The organism is Ancylobacter amanitiformis, assembly GCF_030814815.1.
Classification (GTDB): Bacteria; Pseudomonadota; Alphaproteobacteria; order Rhizobiales; family Xanthobacteraceae; genus Ancylobacter; species Ancylobacter amanitiformis.
Genome location: NZ_JAUSVR010000005.1, coordinates 37,399 through 54,287 on the forward strand (window position 1 = coordinate 37,399; position 16,889 = coordinate 54,287).

Here is a 16,889-nt window from a genome sequence, read left to right on the forward strand (position 1 = left end):
CCATGAACTTCACCTCTGACACGTCGATCGACATCGCTTCCGCCGTCAACCGTGCCACCGCGCCGACCGCCGAGCCCAAGCTCAAGGTCGAAGGGCTGAACTTCTATTACGGCGAAAACCACGCCCTGAAGAACATCCATTTCGACATCCCCGAGAAGCGCGTCACCGCGATGATCGGCCCGTCGGGCTGCGGCAAGTCCACGCTGCTGCGCATCTTCAACCGGATGTATCAGCTCTATCCGGGCCAGCGCGCGGAAGGGAAGATCCTGTTCGACGGCACCGACCTGCTCAGCAAGGAACTGGATTCCACCGTCGTGCGCTCGCGCATCGGCATGGTGTTCCAGAAGCCGACGCCCTTCCCGATGTCGATCTACGACAACATCGCGTTCGGCGTGAAGCTGCACGAGAAGCTGAACAAGGCGCAGATGGACGAGCGGGTGGAATGGTGCCTGCGCAAGGCCGCCATCTGGGAAGAGACCAAGGACCGCCTGCACACGTCGGCGCTCGGCATGTCCGGCGGCCAGCAGCAGCGCCTGTGCATCGCGCGCACCATCGCCGTGCGCCCGGAAGTCATCCTGCTCGACGAGCCGACCTCGGCGCTCGACCCGATCTCGACCTCGAAGATCGAGGACCTGATCGACGAGCTGAAGCAGGAATTCACCATCGTCATCGTGACGCATAACATGCAGCAGGCGGCCCGCTGCGCCGACATCACCTCGTTCTTCTATCTCGGCGAGATGATCGAGGTCGGCCCGTCCGCCGAGATCTTCACCAATCCGCGCGAAGCGCGCACTCGCGATTACATCACCGGCCGCTTCGGCTGAACCGGCAGCGGAGGATCACATCATGCCCGAACACATCGTCACGTCGTTCGACATCGATCTCAAGGAACTCTCCCGCCGCGTGGTGGAGATGGGTGGCCAGGCCGAGCGCCTGGTCGCCGATTCCGTCGAGGCGCTGGTCAAGCGCGATTCCGAGCTGGCCCAGAAGGTGATCGTGCTTGACGGCCCGGTCGACCTTCTCCAGCGCGAAATCGAGGAAAAGGCCATCCTCACCATCGCGCGCCGCCAGCCGCTCGCCGGCGACCTGCGCGAGATCGTGGCCGCGATGCGCATCGCCAACGACCTCGAGCGCATCGGCGACCTCGCCAAGAACACCGCCAAGCGCGTGCTCGCGCTCACCGGCGAGTTCCACCCGCAGAAGCTTGTGCGCGGCGTCGAGCACATGTCCGGCATGGTTCAGGAGCAGCTCAAGGAAGTGCTCGATTCCTATGCCGGCCGCGACGATGCCCGCGCGCTGGAAGTGTGGCGGCGCGATGGACAGGTGGACGTCCTGTACACCTCGCTGTTCCGCGAACTCCTCACCTACATGATGGAAGATCCGCGCAACATCTCGCTGTGCACGCATCTCCTGTTCTGCGCCAAGAACATCGAGCGCATCGGCGATCACGCGACCAACGTCGCCGAAACCGTGCACTATCTCGCGACCGGCCAGCAACTCGCCGACGAGCGCCCCAAGCAGGACACCACCAGCCTGACATCGGTGCCGTTTCCGGCCTGAGCGCGACGCCGCGATCACCCCACGAACCGGGGATTAAAGCATGCCGACCAATATTCTGATCGTGGAGGATGAGGAGCCCCTCACCCTCCTGCTGCGCTACAATCTCGAATCCGAGGGCTACGCCGTCGACAGCGTGGCCCGTGGCGACGAGGCCGAGACCCGGTTGCGCGAGGCGGTGCCGGACCTGCTCATCCTCGACTGGATGCTGCCGGGCCTGTCCGGCATCGAACTTTGCCGGCGCCTGCGCGCCCGGCCCGAGACCGAGCGCATGCCGGTGCTGATGCTGACCGCGCGCGGCGAAGAGACCGAGCGCGTGCGCGGCCTCGCCACCGGGGCGGACGACTATGTGGTCAAGCCCTTCTCGGTGCCGGAACTCGTGGCGCGGGTGCGGGCGCTGCTGCGCCGGGCCAAGCCCGAACATGTCTCGACGCTGCTGCGCGCCGGCGACATCGAACTGGATCGCGAGACCAAGCGGGTGCACCGCGCCGGCCGCGAACTGCATCTCGGGCCGACCGAGTTTCGCCTGCTGGAATTCCTCATGCAGTCGCCCGGCCGCGTCTACTCGCGCGAGCAGCTGCTCGACGGCGTGTGGGGCCAGGACGTCTATATCGACGAACGCACGGTGGACGTGCATGTCGGCCGCCTGCGCAAGGCGCTCAACCGCCCGCGCCAGCCGGACCCCATCCGCACCGTGCGCGGCTCGGGTTATTCGTTCAACGAGATGTTCGCCCGCGCACACTGAGCGGAGCGAGCGCCGATCCTCGTCATCCCGGGCGGTCCGCAGGACCATCCGGGATCGCGCGGCATCGAGGCGCGCCGCTCTCCCGCCCGGTTCGGCCGGGATGCCCGCGCGCGATAGTTTCAGCCGCCCGCCACGGCCGGGTGCCGCTTCCCGTTTCGTTGAAACTGCTGCTCGATCTCCAGCAGACGCTGCTTGCGCCAGAGCCCGCCGCCATAGCCGGTGAGCGAGCCATCCGCGCCGATGACACGGTGGCAGGGGATGACCAGCGCCAGCTGGTTGGCGCCATTGGCGCGGGCCACGGCGCGGATCGCGGCGGGTTGGCCGAGGCGGCGGGCGATCTCGCTGTAGCTCACCGTCGCGCCGGGAGGGATCTGGCGCAGTTCCGCCCACACCGCGCGGGTGAAGGCGCTGCCGTCCAGCGCCAGCGGCGTCTCGAACACGGCCGATCTCCCGGCGAAGAAGGCGCCCAGCTCGGCGCGGATCCGTTCGGTCGGCGCCTGAGGGCCGATGCCGAGGTCGCCCTTGGCGCGCTGGCGCAGCCGGGCGATCTCGGTCGGCAGCGCGCGGCGCTCGACAAATTCCAGCAGATGCAGGTGCGAGGCGCTGGAAATCGCGATCATGTCGCCCAGCGGCGTGCCGATCCAGTCCGCCAGCAGCGCACCGCGCCCGGCAATATCGCCCGGCGCGCAGCCGATCAGCCGGGCGAAGGCGGCGCGGAAGGCGCTGGCGGACTGGAAGCCCGCCTCCTGCTGCGCCTCGATCACCGTGCCGCCCCCGGCCAGCGTCTCGAAGCCCTCGCGCAGGCGCCGGTGCCGCGCCATGTCGAGGAAGGTCATGCCGAACTGCCGCTTGAAGGCGCGGCGCACGGTCGAGAGGTCATAGCCCATGCGGGCAATGTCGCCCTCGCTCCAGCGCCGCTCCGGCCGCGCATCGAGCGCGGCCAGCAGGGCGGCGATCATCGGGTCGGCCGCCGCCGCCGGCTGCAGCGGGTGGCAGCGCTTGCAGGGGCGGAACCCCGCCTCGATGCATTCGCCGATGGTCGGCCGGAAGGTGCAGTTCTCGGCGAGCGGCTTGCGGGCCGGGCAGGTCAGCCGGCAGAAAATGCCGGTGGTGGCGACGCAGACATAGACGCGCCCCTCATAGGTCGCCTCGCGCGCCAGCAGCGCCCGGTAGAGCGTGGCGGGGTCCGGCAGCGTGAAGTCGGGCAGGTCGAAGAGCATGGGCGGACGCTAGCACGCGCACCCGCGCCCGCCGCCGGAAAACGGGCGACTATTTCCCGCGCGGCGGGACCGTCAAGGGCGCCGCGATGGCGCGGGGTGAGCGCCGTCACGCGAGGGCAGCCACCTCACCTCTGCCCTCTCCCCGACGGAGGGAGGGGGCAGGTCATCGCTCCCGACGCGACGACCCGTCCGCTTCTCAGGTCCGCGTGATCGACAGGCCGCCATCGACCAGATGCGCGGTGCCGGACACGAAGGCGGAATCGTCCGAGGCGAGATAGAGCACCGAGCGCGCCAGTTCCTCCGGCCGCCCCACCCGCTTCAGCGCGTGCAGACCGGTGATGAAGGACTGCGCCTCGGGCGTGTCGTTGGCCTCGCGGTACATCTCGGTCTCCACCGCGCCGGGCAGCACCGCATTGACCCGGATACCCTGCGGCCCGAATTCGGCGGCGAGCGCCTGGGTGAGGCCGATCAGTCCCGATTTCGAGGCGGCATAGGCGGCAAGCCCGGGAAATGCCGTGGTATAGCCGACAAAGGTCGAGGTGAAGATCACCGAGCCGCCGCCGGTCTTCAGCATCTGCGCGATCTGGTGCTTGGCGCCGAAGAACGCGCCGGTGAGGTTGACCGCCAGCGTGTCCTCCCAGCCCTTCGCCGAGACGCCGGTGCTCGGGCCCTTCTCGCCGAGCGTGCCGGCATTGTTGAACGCGATGTCGAGCCGGCCAAAACGCTCGGCCGCGAGCATGACCAGCGCCTGCGCATAGTCTTCCGAACGCACGTCACCGGCCAGCGCGACCGCCTCGCCGCCCGCTGCGGCGATCTCGGCGACCGTGTCGTCCAGCTCGGCCTGGCGACGGGCACCGATCACCACCCGCGCGCCCTCCTGCGCGAAGAGCCGCGCCGTGGCGCGGCCGATGCCGGAGCTGGCGCCGGTGATCAGCGCGACCTTGTCCTTGAGGCGAGGCATGGGATTTCTCCGTGATTTCCGTTTGGTCCGCCACCGGACGATCCCGGTCGGCCTGTTTCGACACAGAGTATGGCCCGCGCCTTTCGTTCGGATTAGACTTCTAACAATGGAATTCATGTCCGGAAAATCCGAACGATGAAACTGGATGGCATCGCCGCCTTCATCACCATCGCCGAAGCCGGCTCGATCAGCGAGGCCGCGCGCCGGCTGCGCCTGTCGAAATCGGTGGTGAGCGATCGTCTGGCGCAGCTCGAACATCGTCTCGGCGCGCGTCTGGTGCACCGCTCGACCCGCAAATTGTCGCTGACGGAAGACGGCGCGGCCTTTCTGGAAATGGCCTCGCAATCGTTGCGCGGCCTCGACGCCGCGGTTGCCACGCTGGCCGAGCGGCGCGGCACGCTCGCCGGCCCGCTGCGCCTTTCTGCCCCGGTGACGCTGACGACCCTGCATATCGGCCCCGCGCTCTATCCCTTCCTGCGCCGCTATCCGCAGATCGAGCTGAGCCTCGAACTCGACGACCGGGTGGTGGACGCGCAGGCGGAGGGATTCGATGGCGTGATCCGCCACGGGCCGATGCGCGACAGTCCGCTCACCGCCTGGCGCCTCGCCCGCAGCCGGCGCGTGCTGGTCGCCTCGGCCGACTATCTCGAACGGCACGGCACGCCGCGCGACCTCGCCGAGCTCGATGGCCATCGCGGCATCTTCTACACCCATCGCGGCCTTGCCGACTGGCAGTTCGTCGCTGCGTCCGGCCGCGTGCAGGTGCGCGCCAAGGTCGGGCTGCAGGTGAATAACGGCATCGTGATGCGCGACGCCGCAGCGGCCGGGCTCGGCATTGCCATGCTGCCGCTGTTCATCGCCGGGCCGGACATCCGCGCGGGCGCGCTGCGCATGATCGAGGTCGGCGCGGAGCCGGAGGAGGAATTCATCTATGTCGCGCATCCCGAAGGGCGCAACCCGACGGCGAAGCTGCGGGCGCTGGCGGAATGCCTGCGCGACGCCTTCGGCGATCCGCCTTACTGGGAGCCCTGAGGCTCCCCGTCCTGATTGTGCCCCTTGCGCGGCCAGTTGTGCGACAGCACGAAATCGGAGATGCGCGGGGCGATCTCGGCGCGGAAGCGCGAGCCGTTGAACACGCCATAGTGGCCGACGGTCGGCTGCATGTAATGCGCCTTCTTGTCGTCGGGCAGGTTGGAGCACAGCCGATGCGCGGCCCGCGTCTGCCCGACGCCGGAAATGTCGTCATTCTCGCCCTCGACGGTCAGCAACGCCACGTTGCGGATCTTCGAGGTGTCGACGCGGGCGCCGCGATGGGTCATCTCGCCCTTCGGCAGCGAATGGTCGATGAACACGGTTTCCAGCGTCTGCAGGTAATATTCCGCCGGCAGATCCATGACCGAGAGGTATTCGTCGTAGAACTCGCGGTGCTTGGTGGCGGAATCGCCGTCGCCCTTGACGAGGTGGCCGAACATTTCGGCATGGGCCTGCAGATGGCGCTCGATGTTCATCGACATGAAGCCATGCAGCTGCAGGAAGCCGGGATAGACCTGCCGCATGATGCCCGCATGGGGCCACGGCACCGTGGTGATGACGTTGCGGCGGAACCAGTCGATCTTGCGCGCCTCGGCGAAGTGGTTCACCGCGGTCGGGCTTTCGCGGGTGTCGATCGGCCCGCCCATCAGCACCATGGACGCGGGAACATCGGGATCGCCCATGTCTTCCATGCGCGCCACCGCCGCCAGCACCGGCACGGCCGGCTGGCACACGGCGAGCGCGTGCACGCCGCCGCCGAGATGGCGGAAAATATCGATGAGGTAGTCGATATAATCATCGAGGTCGAAGCGCCCATCGCTCATCGGCACGTTGCGGGCGTCGACCCAGTCGGTGATGTAGAGGTCGTGATTGGGCAGCAGGGTCTGCACGGTGCCGCGCAGCAGCGTTGCGTAATGGCCCGACAGCGGGGCGACGATCACCATGCGCGGCTGCGGCCGGCGCGGCGGCTCGGCGAAGTCGCGCCGGAAATGCAGCAGCTTGCAGAAGGGCCGCTCCCAGACGGTCTCGATCTCCACCGGCACGCGGGTCGCGCCCACCACTGTCTCGGTAATGCCCCAGTCCGGCTTGCCGTAGCGCCGGGTCGAGCGCTCGAACATCTCGCAGGCGGCGGACATCGACTTGCCGAAACCGGTATGGGCGAGCGGGTTGACCGGGTTGCGGTAATAGAGCTTGCCCGCATCCGCGATCACCCGCAGCGGATCGAGGGCCGCATGGCCCATCTCGAACATCCAGTAGAGCGGCTTGGAAAAGGAGGTCACCGTCTCGAGCGCCACGTCGGGCGCGCGGACCGCCTCCTCAGCGTCGGGGACATCGCCGAAAACGCCGATCGCCATGAAAGCCTCCATCCTCAGGCGAACCGCCTGCTTCGCTCCGGCGGCAGGTGCGGCCCTGCGCTACCGCCCGCGCTGCGCGTGTCGGTAGCGGCCGCGGCTCCCCGCCAGCGTCATTCCCTGACCGCACCTTGTTGTGCGTTGCAGCATACATAGGCGTTTTCGGAGCGACGTCAACGAATCACGTTTCTCGCCGTGCCGTCACATTAGCGGCTATAGAGGGCGGCGCGACGGGGAATCATGATGCTTTCGCTGGAACATCCTATTGGCGAACGCTTTTTCGGGCTGCGACTCGATACGCTCATCCGCTTGCGATGGCTCGCGATTTCGGGCCAGACGCTGGCTATCGTGGTGGTGCACTGGCTGCTCGGCTTCAGCCTGCCGCTGGGCGCCTGCCTGGCCGTGGTGGCGCTCTCGGCCTGGCTGAACCTCGCGCTCCGGCTGCGCAATCCGGGCGCGCGGCGGCTCTCGGACATCGAGGCGGCCTGGCTTCTGGCCTATGACATCCTCCAGCTCGGCGCCCTGCTGTTCCTCACCGGCGGGCTCGCCAACCCCTTCGCCTTCCTGTTCCTCGCCCCCGTGCTGATCTCGGCGACGGCGCTCTCCCCGCGCACCACCATCCTGCTCGGCATGCTGGCGGCGGCCTGCGCGGCGCTGGTGGGGTTGTGGCAGATGCCGCTGCCGTGGTCGGCGGACGATCTGGGCGCCGGCCCGGTGCTGCCGCCGGTCTACCTCGCCGCCATCTGGGTGGCGCTCGCCATCGCCATCGCCTTCATCGGCGTGCATGCCTGGCGCGTGGCGGAGGAGACGCGGGAGCTTTCCGAGGCGCTCGCCGCCACCGAACTGGTGCTGGCGCGCGAGCAGCACCTCTCGGCGCTGGACGGCATGGCCGCCGCCGCCGCGCATGAACTCGGCACGCCGCTCGCCACCATCACGCTGGTGGCGAAGGAACTGGCGCGGGCGCTTCCCGCCGGGAGCCCGATGGCGGACGACATCCGCCTGCTGGGCGAGCAGGCCCAGCGCTGCCGCGCCATCCTGCGCACGCTCACCTCGCTGGAGGCGGGCGATGCCCCGTTCGACCGCATGCCGCTGTCGCATATCCTGGAGGACGTGGTGGCGCCGCACCGCAATTTCGGCATCGTCATCGAGGTCACGCTGCCGGCGCGCGGCATTGACGAGCCGGTCATCGCCCGCAATCCCGGCCTGCTGTACGGGCTCGGCAACATCGTGGAGAACGCGGTCGATTTCGCAGCCGGCCGGGTCAATATCGTCGCCAACTGGAACCATGCCGACGTCACCGTCACCATCACCGATGACGGGCCGGGCTTTCCTCCGGAACTGATCGATTCCATCGGCGCCCCCTACGTGACCAGCCGCGGCCGCAACCGCTGGCGCCGCGATGCCGTGGAGGCGGGCGAGGACAGCAGCGAGGGGCTCGGCCTCGGCGTGTTCATCGCCAAGACGCTGCTGGAGCGCTCGGGAGCGGAAATCGCCTTCGCCAACCGCACGGCGCCCGCGCATGGCGCCTCGGTGACGGTGCGCTGGCCGCGCGCGCGGGTCGATATCTCGGGCGATCCGGCCGGAGGGCCGGAGGGCCGGCCGGCAGCCCCGCGCGGCTGAGGATGCTGCGACAATTTTGCACTCGCGGGCCGGCCGGTGTACTGTTTCGGCAGAAAAAAGAGCGATGATTTCCGCGCGGCGCCCGGGAAAGACCCAATGTTGGATGTGACGTCTGAGACTCAGGATCGATCGCTGCTGATCGTGGACGATGATCGCCCGTTCCTGCAGCGTCTGGCGCGGGCCATGGAATCGCGCGGCTTCATCGTCACCACCGCCGAGACGGTCGCCGACGGGCTGGCCAGCGTCGAGGGCGGCGCGCCGGCCTTCGCGGTGGTGGACATGCGCCTCGCCGACGGCAACGGGCTCGACGTCATCTCCGCGCTGAAGCGTCGCCGCCCGGAAGCCCGCGGCATCATCCTCACCGGCTACGGCAACATCGCCACCGCCGTTAACGCGGTGAAGATGGGCGCGGTCGACTATCTCGCCAAGCCGGCCGACGCCGACGACATCTGCGCCGCGCTGAGCGTGCAGGGCGACTACAAGCCGCAATTGCCGGAGAACCCGATGTCGGCCGACCGGGTGCGCTGGGAACATATCCAGCGCGTGTATGAATTGTGCGGACGCAACGTGTCGGAGACCGCGCGGCGCCTCTCCATGCACCGCCGCACACTCCAGCGCATCCTCGCCAAGCGCGCGCCGCGCTAGAGCTTTTCCGGCGAACTCCGGTTCACCGGAAAAGCTCTCGGTTGTTGTACTGACGCATTTTCTTCACGCGAACCGGAATCCGCGTCGCTCGAAAATCCTCCAGGCGCGACCTACGCCTCCCTCGGCGCCTGCCGGAAGGCCATCACCGCGCCGGCCTCCACCACGTCATGGAACACCCCTTCCGGCGTCAGCCGGGCGAGGTCGGTGCGCAGCTCGGCTTCAAACGCCGGGCGCGCTTCGCCCAATGCCGCGGGCGAGGTGATCGAGCGCGAGAAGGCGAGGCCGACCACCTCGTCGATGCGGCGCTCGCGCGCCAGGATGCGGGCGGTGCGCTCCAGCCAGGCGAAGGGCGAGGCCAGCAGCACCGCCTCATGCGGCACCCAGTCCGGCCCGCGCCTGAGCTTGCGGTCGGCGTAGCGCGCCGGCGCGTGCTTCTCGGCCAGCTTGTCGAGCACGGCGTGATAATCGGGCGCCGCGTGCAGCCGGCGGTCGCCCATCAGCACCACGGCGCCCTCAGGCTCGACCAGCGCGTCGAGCGCCTTGAGCGTCGCGACCCGGTCCATCCAGTGGAACGCCCGGCCCATCAGCACCGCGCGGAAGCGGCCCAGCGCCGGGGACAGGTCGTAGGAGGAGCCTTCGATGAGGGTCAGCCTGACACCCGCCGCCTCGGCGCCCAGACGCGCCGCTTCCAGCATCGAGGGCTCGGGATCCATCGCCGTCACGTCATATCCCCGCTGCGCGAAGGCAATGGCGAGCGGCCCCGGCCCGCAGCCGAGGTCGAGCACCCGGTCGCCCGGCGCGAGCCCGAGCCGCAGCGCCACACGGGCGATCAGCTCGGGCGGATAGGGCAGCCGGTAGCGGTCGTAGAACGCGGCGGTGGAGCGGAAGCGGCTGGGATCGAAGGGGATGATCTCGGGTTCGGCAAGAGACGCGGCAAGAGACGCTGAGGGGGACGTTGAAAGGGACATGGCCGGCTCCACGCGCGCTCCACCGCAGGGCGAAGCCATTTGCCGCGCACCCTGGACGCTCAACATGTCGGTTGTGGGACGCTGCGCTGGCCCCGACGCCCGCCGTCCCTATACCCGCCGCTCCCGGACGCGCCGCGCCCTCACACCCGGAGGCCGTTCTCCAGCGCCAGCGCCTTCAGGCCCTGCTCGGGGCGGGCCCCGATATGGCTGATGATCTCGGCGGCGGCGAGCGCGCCGAGCTTCAATGATTCCTCCGGGGTGAAGCCGCGGGCGAAGCCGTGCAGGTAGCCGCTCGCGAACAGGTCGCCCGCGCCCGTGGTGTCCACCACCTTCGCCACGCCATGGGCGGGCACCATGACCAGATCCTCGCCCGCCACCGACAGCGCGCCCTTCTCGCTGCGCGTGACGACGCCGCGCGTCACGTCGCGGCGCAGCTGGGCCAGCGCCTCATCGAACCCGGTCTCGTAGAGCGCGGTCAGCTCCGCCTCATTGGCGAAGACGAGATCGACGACGCCCTCGCGCATGAGATTGAGGAATTCCGCCCGGTAGCGCCCGACGCAGAACGCGTCCGACAGCGTGAGCGCGACCGTGCGGCCGGCCTTGTGGGCGATGTCGGCGGCCTTGAGAAAGGCCTGTTTGGCCTCCGCGGGGTCCCACAGATAGCCTTCGAGATAGGTGACGCCGGCGCTTGCCACCGCGTTCGCGTCCACATCGGCGGGCGTCAGGTGCTGCGCCGCGCCGAGATAGGTGTTCATCGTGCGCTCGCCGTCGGGCGTGACGAGGATGAGGCAGCGCGCGGTGGTCGGCCCGCCGGACGCGGCGGGTGTGGCATAGGCGACGCCGGCGGCGCGGATGTCATGGGCGAAGATGCCGCCCAGCTCGTCGTCGCGCACCTTGCCGATGAAGCCGGCCCGCCCGCCCAGCGCGGCGATACCCACCATGGTATTGGCCGCCGAGCCGCCGGAAATTTCCACGCCTGGCCCCATGTCGGCATAGACCGCCTCGGCCCGCGCCTCGTCGATCAGCGTCATGCCGCCCTTGCGCATGCCGTGCCGATCAAGAAACGCCTCCTCGGAGCGGGCAATCACGTCGACGATGGCATTGCCGAAGCCGATCACATCAAGCTGCTGGACAATCATGGAGGCGCTTTCCTTGAAGGGCGGGCGGCGGCGGGAGCATCCGGGCGGAACCGCAGTGGCGGTAGCAGACGCGCGGGCCGCTCGCAACGCCTGTCGGGCCAACCTCGCCCCTTCGCTCGTCCCTTCTTCTGCCGGTCCTTCTCTTGCGGGTCCTTCTCTTGCCGGCCGGTTTCCTTTATCGCAGGCGCATGGCCCTGCTGCGTCATGCCTCCACCGTCGCGCTGCTCACCCTCGCCTCGCGGGTGCTCGGCTTCGCGCGCGATGCCGGGGTGGCGGCGCTGTTCGGCACCGGCGTGGTGGCGGATGCCGGCGTGGCGGGCCTCGCCCTGCCGCAGCTGGCGCGGCGGCTGCTCGGGGAAGGCGCGCTGAACGCGGCGATCCTGCCGCATCTGGGCGGGCCGGCGGGGCAGCGGGGCAGCGTGGAAACCCGCGCCCGCGCCGCGGCGGCGGTCGTGCTGTTCGCCCTCGCCGCGACCGCGCTGGCCGTCCTGCTCTACCTGTTGATGCCCGGCGTCATCGCGCTGCTGGCCCCCGGCTTTCCCGGCGAGGGACCGAGGGCCGAGGGAGCCGTGTTCGCCGGGCGGCTCACCGTCATCTGCCTGCCGCTCGCCATGCTGGCGGGGGTGTTCGCCGCGCTCGCCAATGCCGCCGGGCGCTTCGCGCGCCCTTCCCTCGCGCCGGCGGCGGCCAATGTCGTGGTGCTGGCGCTGCTGGTCGCGCTCTATGTCGCCGGCGCGCACCACATGGCACCGGCAATGGCGATCGCCTGGCTGGCGGCGGGCGCGGTGGCCGGCGCGGTGACGCAGTTCGGGCTGAATTTTCTGAGCGTGCCGCGCGGCACGTTTGACGGGCACCTGTCGCGCGCGGCGTTTCGGGCGGCAGGGGCGATGCTCAAGGCCGCGCCGCCGACGCTGTTCGCCGCCGCGCTGCCGCAGCTGCGCTTTCTGGTGGCCGCCGCGGCCGCCTCCAGCATCACCGGGGGCATCGCGGCGCTGTTCTACGCCACCCGTCTCGTGGAGCTGCCGCTCGGGCTGATCGGCGCCAGCGCGGGGGCGGTGCTGCTGCCGGCGCTGACTTCGGAGGAGGGGCGGCCGGGCCACGAACTCGGCGCACGCGGCATCGAGGCGGCGCTCGCCCTCGCCCTGCCCGCCGCGCTGGGCCTTGCCGTGCTGGCACACCCGATCGTCACCGTGCTGTTCGAGCGCGGCGCCTTCGACCGGCAGGCGAGCGCGCTCACCGCCACCGCGCTCGCGCTTCTCGCGCTGTCGCTGCCGCTGCAGGCGGTGGAAAAGATCCTCGCGGCGATCGCCTTTTCGCGCGGCTTCGCGCGGCTGGTGACGCAGGCGGGGCTGGCGGCGCTGCTGGCCGGCGGCGCGGCCGGGTTTGCCGGGGCAGCCATGCTCGGCATGGCCGGGCCGGCGCTGGGCGTCCTCGTCTCCAGCCTCATTGGGCTGGGCGTGCTCGGCCTCGGGCTGGCCCGCCGCGGGCATCTCACGCTTTCCCGCCCGGCCCGGCGGCGGATTGGCGGGCTGGTGGCGGCCGCGCTGGGGATGGCAGGTGCCATCGCGCTGGCCGCCACCTTCACCGGCGACACCTTCGCCGCGAACGGATGGGGCGCGGCCGGCGCGCTGGCCGGGCTCGTCCTGCTCGGGGTGGGGGTCTATGGCGGGATGGCGCGGGCCTTTGGCGGCGTGGAATTCGCCCGGCTCCGGGCCGCGCTGCGCCAATCGCCGCGCCGGAACCACCCGTGAACCGCGCCGGTTTCACCCTTGCGCTTGCCCGCCCGGGCCTTGCGTGCCATAGCGCGACGCGCGGCGCCCTCCATCGCGGCCGCGCTTGACGATCAGGACGTCACGACATGGAATTTCAGCAGCGTGTGTTTTCCGGCGTCCAGCCGACCGGAAATCTGCATCTGGGCAATTATCTCGGCGCCATCCAGCGCTTCGTGGCGCTGCAGGACCGCTATGACTGCATCTATTGCGTGGTCGACCTGCACGCGATCACGGTCTGGCAGGACCCGGTGGAGCTGAAGAAGCAGATCCGCGAGGTCACGGCCGCCTTCATCGCCTCCGGCATCGACCCCGCCCGGCACATCGTGTTCAACCAGAGCCAGGTTTCCGGACACGCCGAACTCGCCTGGGTGTTCAACTGCGTCGCGCGGCTGGGCTGGCTCAACCGCATGACCCAGTTCAAGGAAAAAGCCGGCAAGGACCGCGAGAACGCCTCGGTCGGCCTTTACGCCTATCCCAGCCTGATGGCGGCCGACATCCTGCTCTACCGCGCCACCCATGTGCCGGTGGGCGAGGACCAGAAGCAGCATCTGGAGCTGACGCGCGACATCGCGCAGAAGTTCAACAGTGATTTCGGCCCGACCATCACCCGCCTCGGGCTCGGGCTCGGAGAGACCGGGGAGGCCTTCTTCCCCCTCACGGAGCCGCTGATCGGCGGGCCGGCGGCGCGGGTGATGAGCCTGCGCGACGGCTCGAAGAAGATGTCGAAATCCGATCCTTCCGACCTCTCGCGCATCAACCTCACCGATGAGGCCGACCAGGTCGCCTCGAAGATCCGCAAGGCCAAGACCGACCCCGAGCCGCTGCCCACCGAGGCCGAGGGGCTGAAGGGCCGGCCGGAGGCGGACAATCTGGTGGGCATCTATGCCGCCCTGTCCGACATGCCGAAGGAACAGGTGCTGGCCGATTTCGGCGGCGGGCAGTTCTCCACCTTCAAGTCGGCGCTGGTCGACCTCGCGGTGGCGAAGCTCGGGCCGATCGGCGGTGAGATGAAGCGCCTCGTGGCCGAGCCGGAACATATCGACGCCATCCTGCGCGACGGCGCCGCCCGCGCCCGCGTGCTGGCGGACGAGACCCTGAACCAGGTGAAGGACATTGTCGGCTTCGTGCGCTGAGGCCGGCGCCCCGCGCGCCCCGCGCGGCCGGGCCCGGCCCGTGCTATGAGCGGAGGCCCGGCGGCCGCGTGGCGTGCCCGCCTGTCGACCCTGCGCCTTTGCTTCTGCGTCCGTCGCGGCGGCCGATCGTGCCGACACGGCTCCATCCGGGGAAGATCCCATGACGCGCCGGCGCCAGATCCACGAACCCGGCCACCTGCGCAAGCTCCTGGTGGTGGTGGACGATTCGCCCGAATGCGACCGCGCGGTCTATTACGCCGCGCGCCGGGCGGCACGCACCGCCGGCGGGCTGGTGCTGCTGCGCGTTCTCACGCTGGCCGACGTGGAAACCCAGTGGTTCGGCGTCGCCGAACTGATGCGCGCCGAGGCCACCGACAAGGCGACGGCGCGGCTCGATCATCTGGCCGCGCGCGCCCGCTCGGTCGCCGGCGTCACGGCGCAGACGCTCATCCGCGAGGGCGCGGTGGCCGACGAGATTCACAAGCTCATCGAGGCGGACGAGGATATCGCGCTGCTGGTGGTGGCCGTGCATGCCGGGCGCGAGGCGCCGGCCTCGCTGATATCCTCGCTCGGCTCCGGGCTCTGGGCCGGCCTGGGCATTCCCATCACCCTCGTTCCCGGCACGCTGTCGGACGCCGAGATCGACGCGCTGGCCTGAGGCTGCGGCTCCCCGGCCGCTCGCCGGCGCGGGATGCGCGGGATGCGTGCGGCCGATCCCTTCCCCTCCGCTCCGGGAGAGCTTATCTAGAGGGCACATTCCCCGTCGCCGCGGCCTTGAACCCCGGTGGGCAAGGAGACAGCCATGTTCATCCAGACCGAAGCCACCCCCAATCCTTCCACGCTCAAGTTCCTGCCCGGCCGCACCGTGCTCGGCCAGGGCACCTTCGAGGCGCGCGACGCCGGCGAGGCCGCGCGCTCGCCGCTCGCCAGCCGGCTGTTCGATATTGCCGGCGTCACCGGCGTGTTCTTCGGCTCGGACTTCGTGACCGTCACCAAGGACAGCGCCGAATGGGCGCATCTCAAGCCCGCCATTCTCGGCGCGATCATGGAACATTTCGTCTCCGGCCAGACGCTGCTGCCGGACGACCATGAACATGCCGAGGACGATGCCTTCTTCGCCGCCGAGGATGCGGGCGTGGTCGATACGATCCGCGAGCTGATCGATACCCGCGTCCGGCCGGCCGTGGCCAATGATGGCGGCGACATCACGTTCCGCGGTTACAAGGACGGCGTGGTGTTTCTCGCCATGAAGGGCTCGTGCTCGGGCTGCCCTTCCTCCACGGCGACGCTGAAGAACGGCATCGAGAACCTGCTGCGCCATTTCGTCCCCGACGTGGTGGAAGTCCGGCCGGTCTGATCCTCCAGAAGCCGCGGCCCGCCGAAGCCGCAGCCTGCCGAAGTCGCGGTCTGCCGAAGTCGCGGTCTGCCGAGCCGCGCCGGTCCCTTTCATTCCGGCGCGGAGCGTGTGCATCGTGAGCGGCGACAGGTTGAAACGATGCTGATTCTCGCCCTCGATACCGCGCTCGAAGCCTGTTCCGTGGCGCTTTACGACACGACCTCGCACCAGACGCTGGCGTCCGGGCACGAGATGATGAGCCGTGGCCATGCCGAGGCGTTGATTCCGATGGTCGACGCGGTCATGCAGCAGGCGCGAATCGGGTTCGGTGACATTGACGGCTTCGCCGTCACCGTCGGCCCGGGCAGTTTCACCGGCCTGCGGGTCGGGCTGTCGGCCGCGCGCGGCTTCCGCATCGCCACCGGCCGGCCGGTCATCGGCCTGTCCACGCTGGCCGTGCTCGCCGCGCCGCTGCTCGCGGTGAACGACGCGGTGCCGGTGGCGGCGGCGATCGATGCGCGCCACGGCAATGTCTATCTGCAGATGATCGGCGCCGCCGGGCGCGTGCTGGTGGGCCCGCGCGCCATGGCGCTGAAGGATGCCGCCCGCTCCATCGCCATCGGCCCGGTGCGCATCGTCGGCTCGGGCGCCGCGCTGCTGGCGCAGGCCTGGCCGTCCGGCGAGAGGCCCCCGATCAGCGTCGACCCCGCCGCCACGCCCGATGCGGTCTGGCTCGCCCGCCTCGCCAGCGTCGCCGATCCCGCCCGCTCCGAGCCGCGCCCTCTCTATCTGCGCGAGGCCGACGCCAAGCCGCAGACGGCCGCGAGGATCGCGCGACGATGACCTCGCGGCTGTTCGAGCTTCTCGGCATCACGCGCCCGGACACGGCGCTGCGAACGGCCTGTTCGGCCGATGCCGACGCGCTCGCGCAGATCCATTCGCAGAGCTTCCGCATCGGCTGGGACGCGCCGGAATTCGAGCGCCTGCTGGCGAACCGGCTCAGCCGATGCCTGGTGGCGACGGAAGGCCCGAACGGGCGCATACTCGGCTTTATCCTGCTCAGCGGGGTGTCACCGGAGATGGAGATTCTCTCCGTCGCGGTCGCCCCGTCCCGCCGGGGCGAGGGCATCGCGCGCCGGCTGGTGGTGGCCGCCTTCGCCGAACTGGCCGCCCAGGGCTTCAGGACCGTGTTCCTGGAGGTCGAGGAAGGCAATGCGCCGGCCCTGCGGCTCTACCAGCACACCGGCTTTCAGGAGATCGGCCGGCGGTCGGGCTATTATCGCAGCGCGGCGGGCGAACCGGCGGCGGCGCTGGTGATGCGGCGCGATATCGCCTGAGAGACGATTGCCCTTTGCGTTCCGCCTGCGCCATAAGGCATCGGGAACCGCAGGCCGCGACGGGAGACCGGG

General features: G+C 69.8%; 17 protein-coding genes. 12 read left to right on the top strand and 5 right to left on the bottom strand.

Annotation, left to right across the window (positions count from 1 at the left end):
* Window positions 1-2: 2 nt before the first annotated feature.
* From pstB to phoB, 3 genes are read left to right on the top strand one after another with little or no spacing between them, the layout of a single operon-like run.
* Window positions 3-824: a phosphate ABC transporter ATP-binding protein PstB gene (gene pstB / locus QOZ99_RS09415; RefSeq protein ID WP_183188911.1), complete on the top strand. Its 822-nt coding sequence runs from the start codon at window positions 3-5 to the stop codon at window positions 822-824.
* Window positions 825-846: 22 nt separating this feature from the next.
* Window positions 847-1,560, top strand: coding sequence for a phosphate signaling complex protein PhoU (gene phoU / locus QOZ99_RS09420; protein WP_306889720.1), 714 nt, complete (start codon window positions 847-849; stop codon window positions 1,558-1,560).
* Window positions 1,561-1,600: 40 nt separating this feature from the next.
* Window positions 1,601-2,302 (top strand): phosphate regulon transcriptional regulator PhoB, encoded by a 702-nt coding sequence (phoB, locus tag QOZ99_RS09425; protein ID WP_183188909.1) that lies wholly within the window; start codon window positions 1,601-1,603, stop codon window positions 2,300-2,302.
* A gap of 119 nt (window positions 2,303-2,421) precedes the next feature.
* Here the strand turns inward: phoB and QOZ99_RS09430 are convergent, their stop codons facing one another.
* Together QOZ99_RS09430 and QOZ99_RS09435 are read right to left on the bottom strand one after the other, a co-directional pair.
* Window positions 2,422-3,522, bottom strand: coding sequence for a bifunctional transcriptional activator/DNA repair enzyme AdaA (locus QOZ99_RS09430; RefSeq protein ID WP_306889721.1), 1,101 nt, complete (start codon window positions 3,520-3,522; stop codon window positions 2,422-2,424).
* A gap of 196 nt (window positions 3,523-3,718) precedes the next feature.
* Window positions 3,719-4,483, bottom strand: coding sequence for an SDR family oxidoreductase (locus QOZ99_RS09435; protein WP_306889722.1), 765 nt, complete (start codon window positions 4,481-4,483; stop codon window positions 3,719-3,721).
* 135 nt (window positions 4,484-4,618) lie between these two features.
* Between QOZ99_RS09435 and QOZ99_RS09440 the strand changes: the two genes are divergently transcribed.
* A complete protein-coding gene (locus QOZ99_RS09440; RefSeq protein ID WP_306889723.1) occupies window positions 4,619-5,515 on the top strand; it encodes a LysR family transcriptional regulator in 897 nt (298 codons plus the stop codon).
* On the opposite strand, the gene QOZ99_RS09445 is transcribed toward QOZ99_RS09440, so the two are convergent.
* On the bottom strand, window positions 5,500-6,870 hold the full coding sequence (locus QOZ99_RS09445) for a polyhydroxyalkanoate depolymerase (protein ID WP_306889724.1): 1,371 nt from the start codon (window positions 6,868-6,870) through the stop codon (window positions 5,500-5,502). The genes QOZ99_RS09440 and QOZ99_RS09445 overlap by 16 nt on opposite strands.
* Window positions 6,871-7,107: 237 nt before the next feature.
* Here QOZ99_RS09445 and QOZ99_RS09450 point away from each other — a divergent pair, with 237 nt between their 5' ends.
* A complete protein-coding gene (locus QOZ99_RS09450) occupies window positions 7,108-8,487 on the top strand; it encodes an ActS/PrrB/RegB family redox-sensitive histidine kinase (protein ID WP_306889725.1) in 1,380 nt (459 codons plus the stop codon).
* A 96-nt stretch (window positions 8,488-8,583) separates the two neighbouring features.
* The gene (locus tag QOZ99_RS09455) at window positions 8,584-9,132 is read left to right on the top strand and encodes an ActR/PrrA/RegA family redox response regulator transcription factor (protein WP_306889726.1); all 549 of its coding nucleotides are present in this window, start codon (window positions 8,584-8,586) and stop codon (window positions 9,130-9,132) included.
* A gap of 110 nt (window positions 9,133-9,242) precedes the next feature.
* Here the strand turns inward: QOZ99_RS09455 and QOZ99_RS09460 are convergent, their stop codons facing one another.
* Window positions 9,243-10,100, bottom strand: coding sequence for a class I SAM-dependent methyltransferase (locus QOZ99_RS09460; protein ID WP_306889727.1), 858 nt, complete (start codon window positions 10,098-10,100; stop codon window positions 9,243-9,245).
* Window positions 10,101-10,240: 140 nt separating this feature from the next.
* On the bottom strand, window positions 10,241-11,239 hold the full coding sequence (locus tag QOZ99_RS09465; protein WP_306889728.1) for an adenosine kinase: 999 nt from the start codon (window positions 11,237-11,239) through the stop codon (window positions 10,241-10,243).
* A gap of 188 nt (window positions 11,240-11,427) precedes the next feature.
* Between QOZ99_RS09465 and QOZ99_RS09470 the strand changes: the two genes are divergently transcribed.
* The 6 genes from QOZ99_RS09470 to rimI all read left to right on the top strand — a co-directional run bounded on the left by QOZ99_RS09470 (window position 11,428) and on the right by rimI (window position 16,817).
* On the top strand, window positions 11,428-12,990 hold the full coding sequence (locus QOZ99_RS09470; protein WP_306889729.1) for a lipid II flippase MurJ: 1,563 nt from the start codon (window positions 11,428-11,430) through the stop codon (window positions 12,988-12,990).
* Between the two features lie 107 nt (window positions 12,991-13,097).
* Window positions 13,098-14,144, top strand: a complete 1,047-nt coding sequence (trpS, locus tag QOZ99_RS09475; protein WP_306889730.1) for a tryptophan--tRNA ligase — start codon at window positions 13,098-13,100, stop codon at window positions 14,142-14,144.
* Between the two features lie 160 nt (window positions 14,145-14,304).
* On the top strand, window positions 14,305-14,802 hold the full coding sequence (locus QOZ99_RS09480) for a universal stress protein (protein ID WP_306889731.1): 498 nt from the start codon (window positions 14,305-14,307) through the stop codon (window positions 14,800-14,802).
* Between the two features lie 144 nt (window positions 14,803-14,946).
* Window positions 14,947-15,501: a NifU family protein gene (locus tag QOZ99_RS09485; protein ID WP_306889732.1), complete on the top strand. Its 555-nt coding sequence runs from the start codon at window positions 14,947-14,949 to the stop codon at window positions 15,499-15,501.
* A gap of 138 nt (window positions 15,502-15,639) precedes the next feature.
* Entirely contained in the window at window positions 15,640-16,323 is a 684-nt protein-coding gene (gene tsaB / locus QOZ99_RS09490; RefSeq protein WP_306889733.1) for a tRNA (adenosine(37)-N6)-threonylcarbamoyltransferase complex dimerization subunit type 1 TsaB, read from the top strand.
* Window positions 16,320-16,817, top strand: coding sequence for a ribosomal protein S18-alanine N-acetyltransferase (gene rimI / locus QOZ99_RS09495; protein ID WP_306889734.1), 498 nt, complete (start codon window positions 16,320-16,322; stop codon window positions 16,815-16,817). The genes tsaB and rimI overlap by 4 nt, the downstream gene beginning before the upstream one ends.
* The last annotated feature ends 72 nt before the right edge of the window (window positions 16,818-16,889 follow it).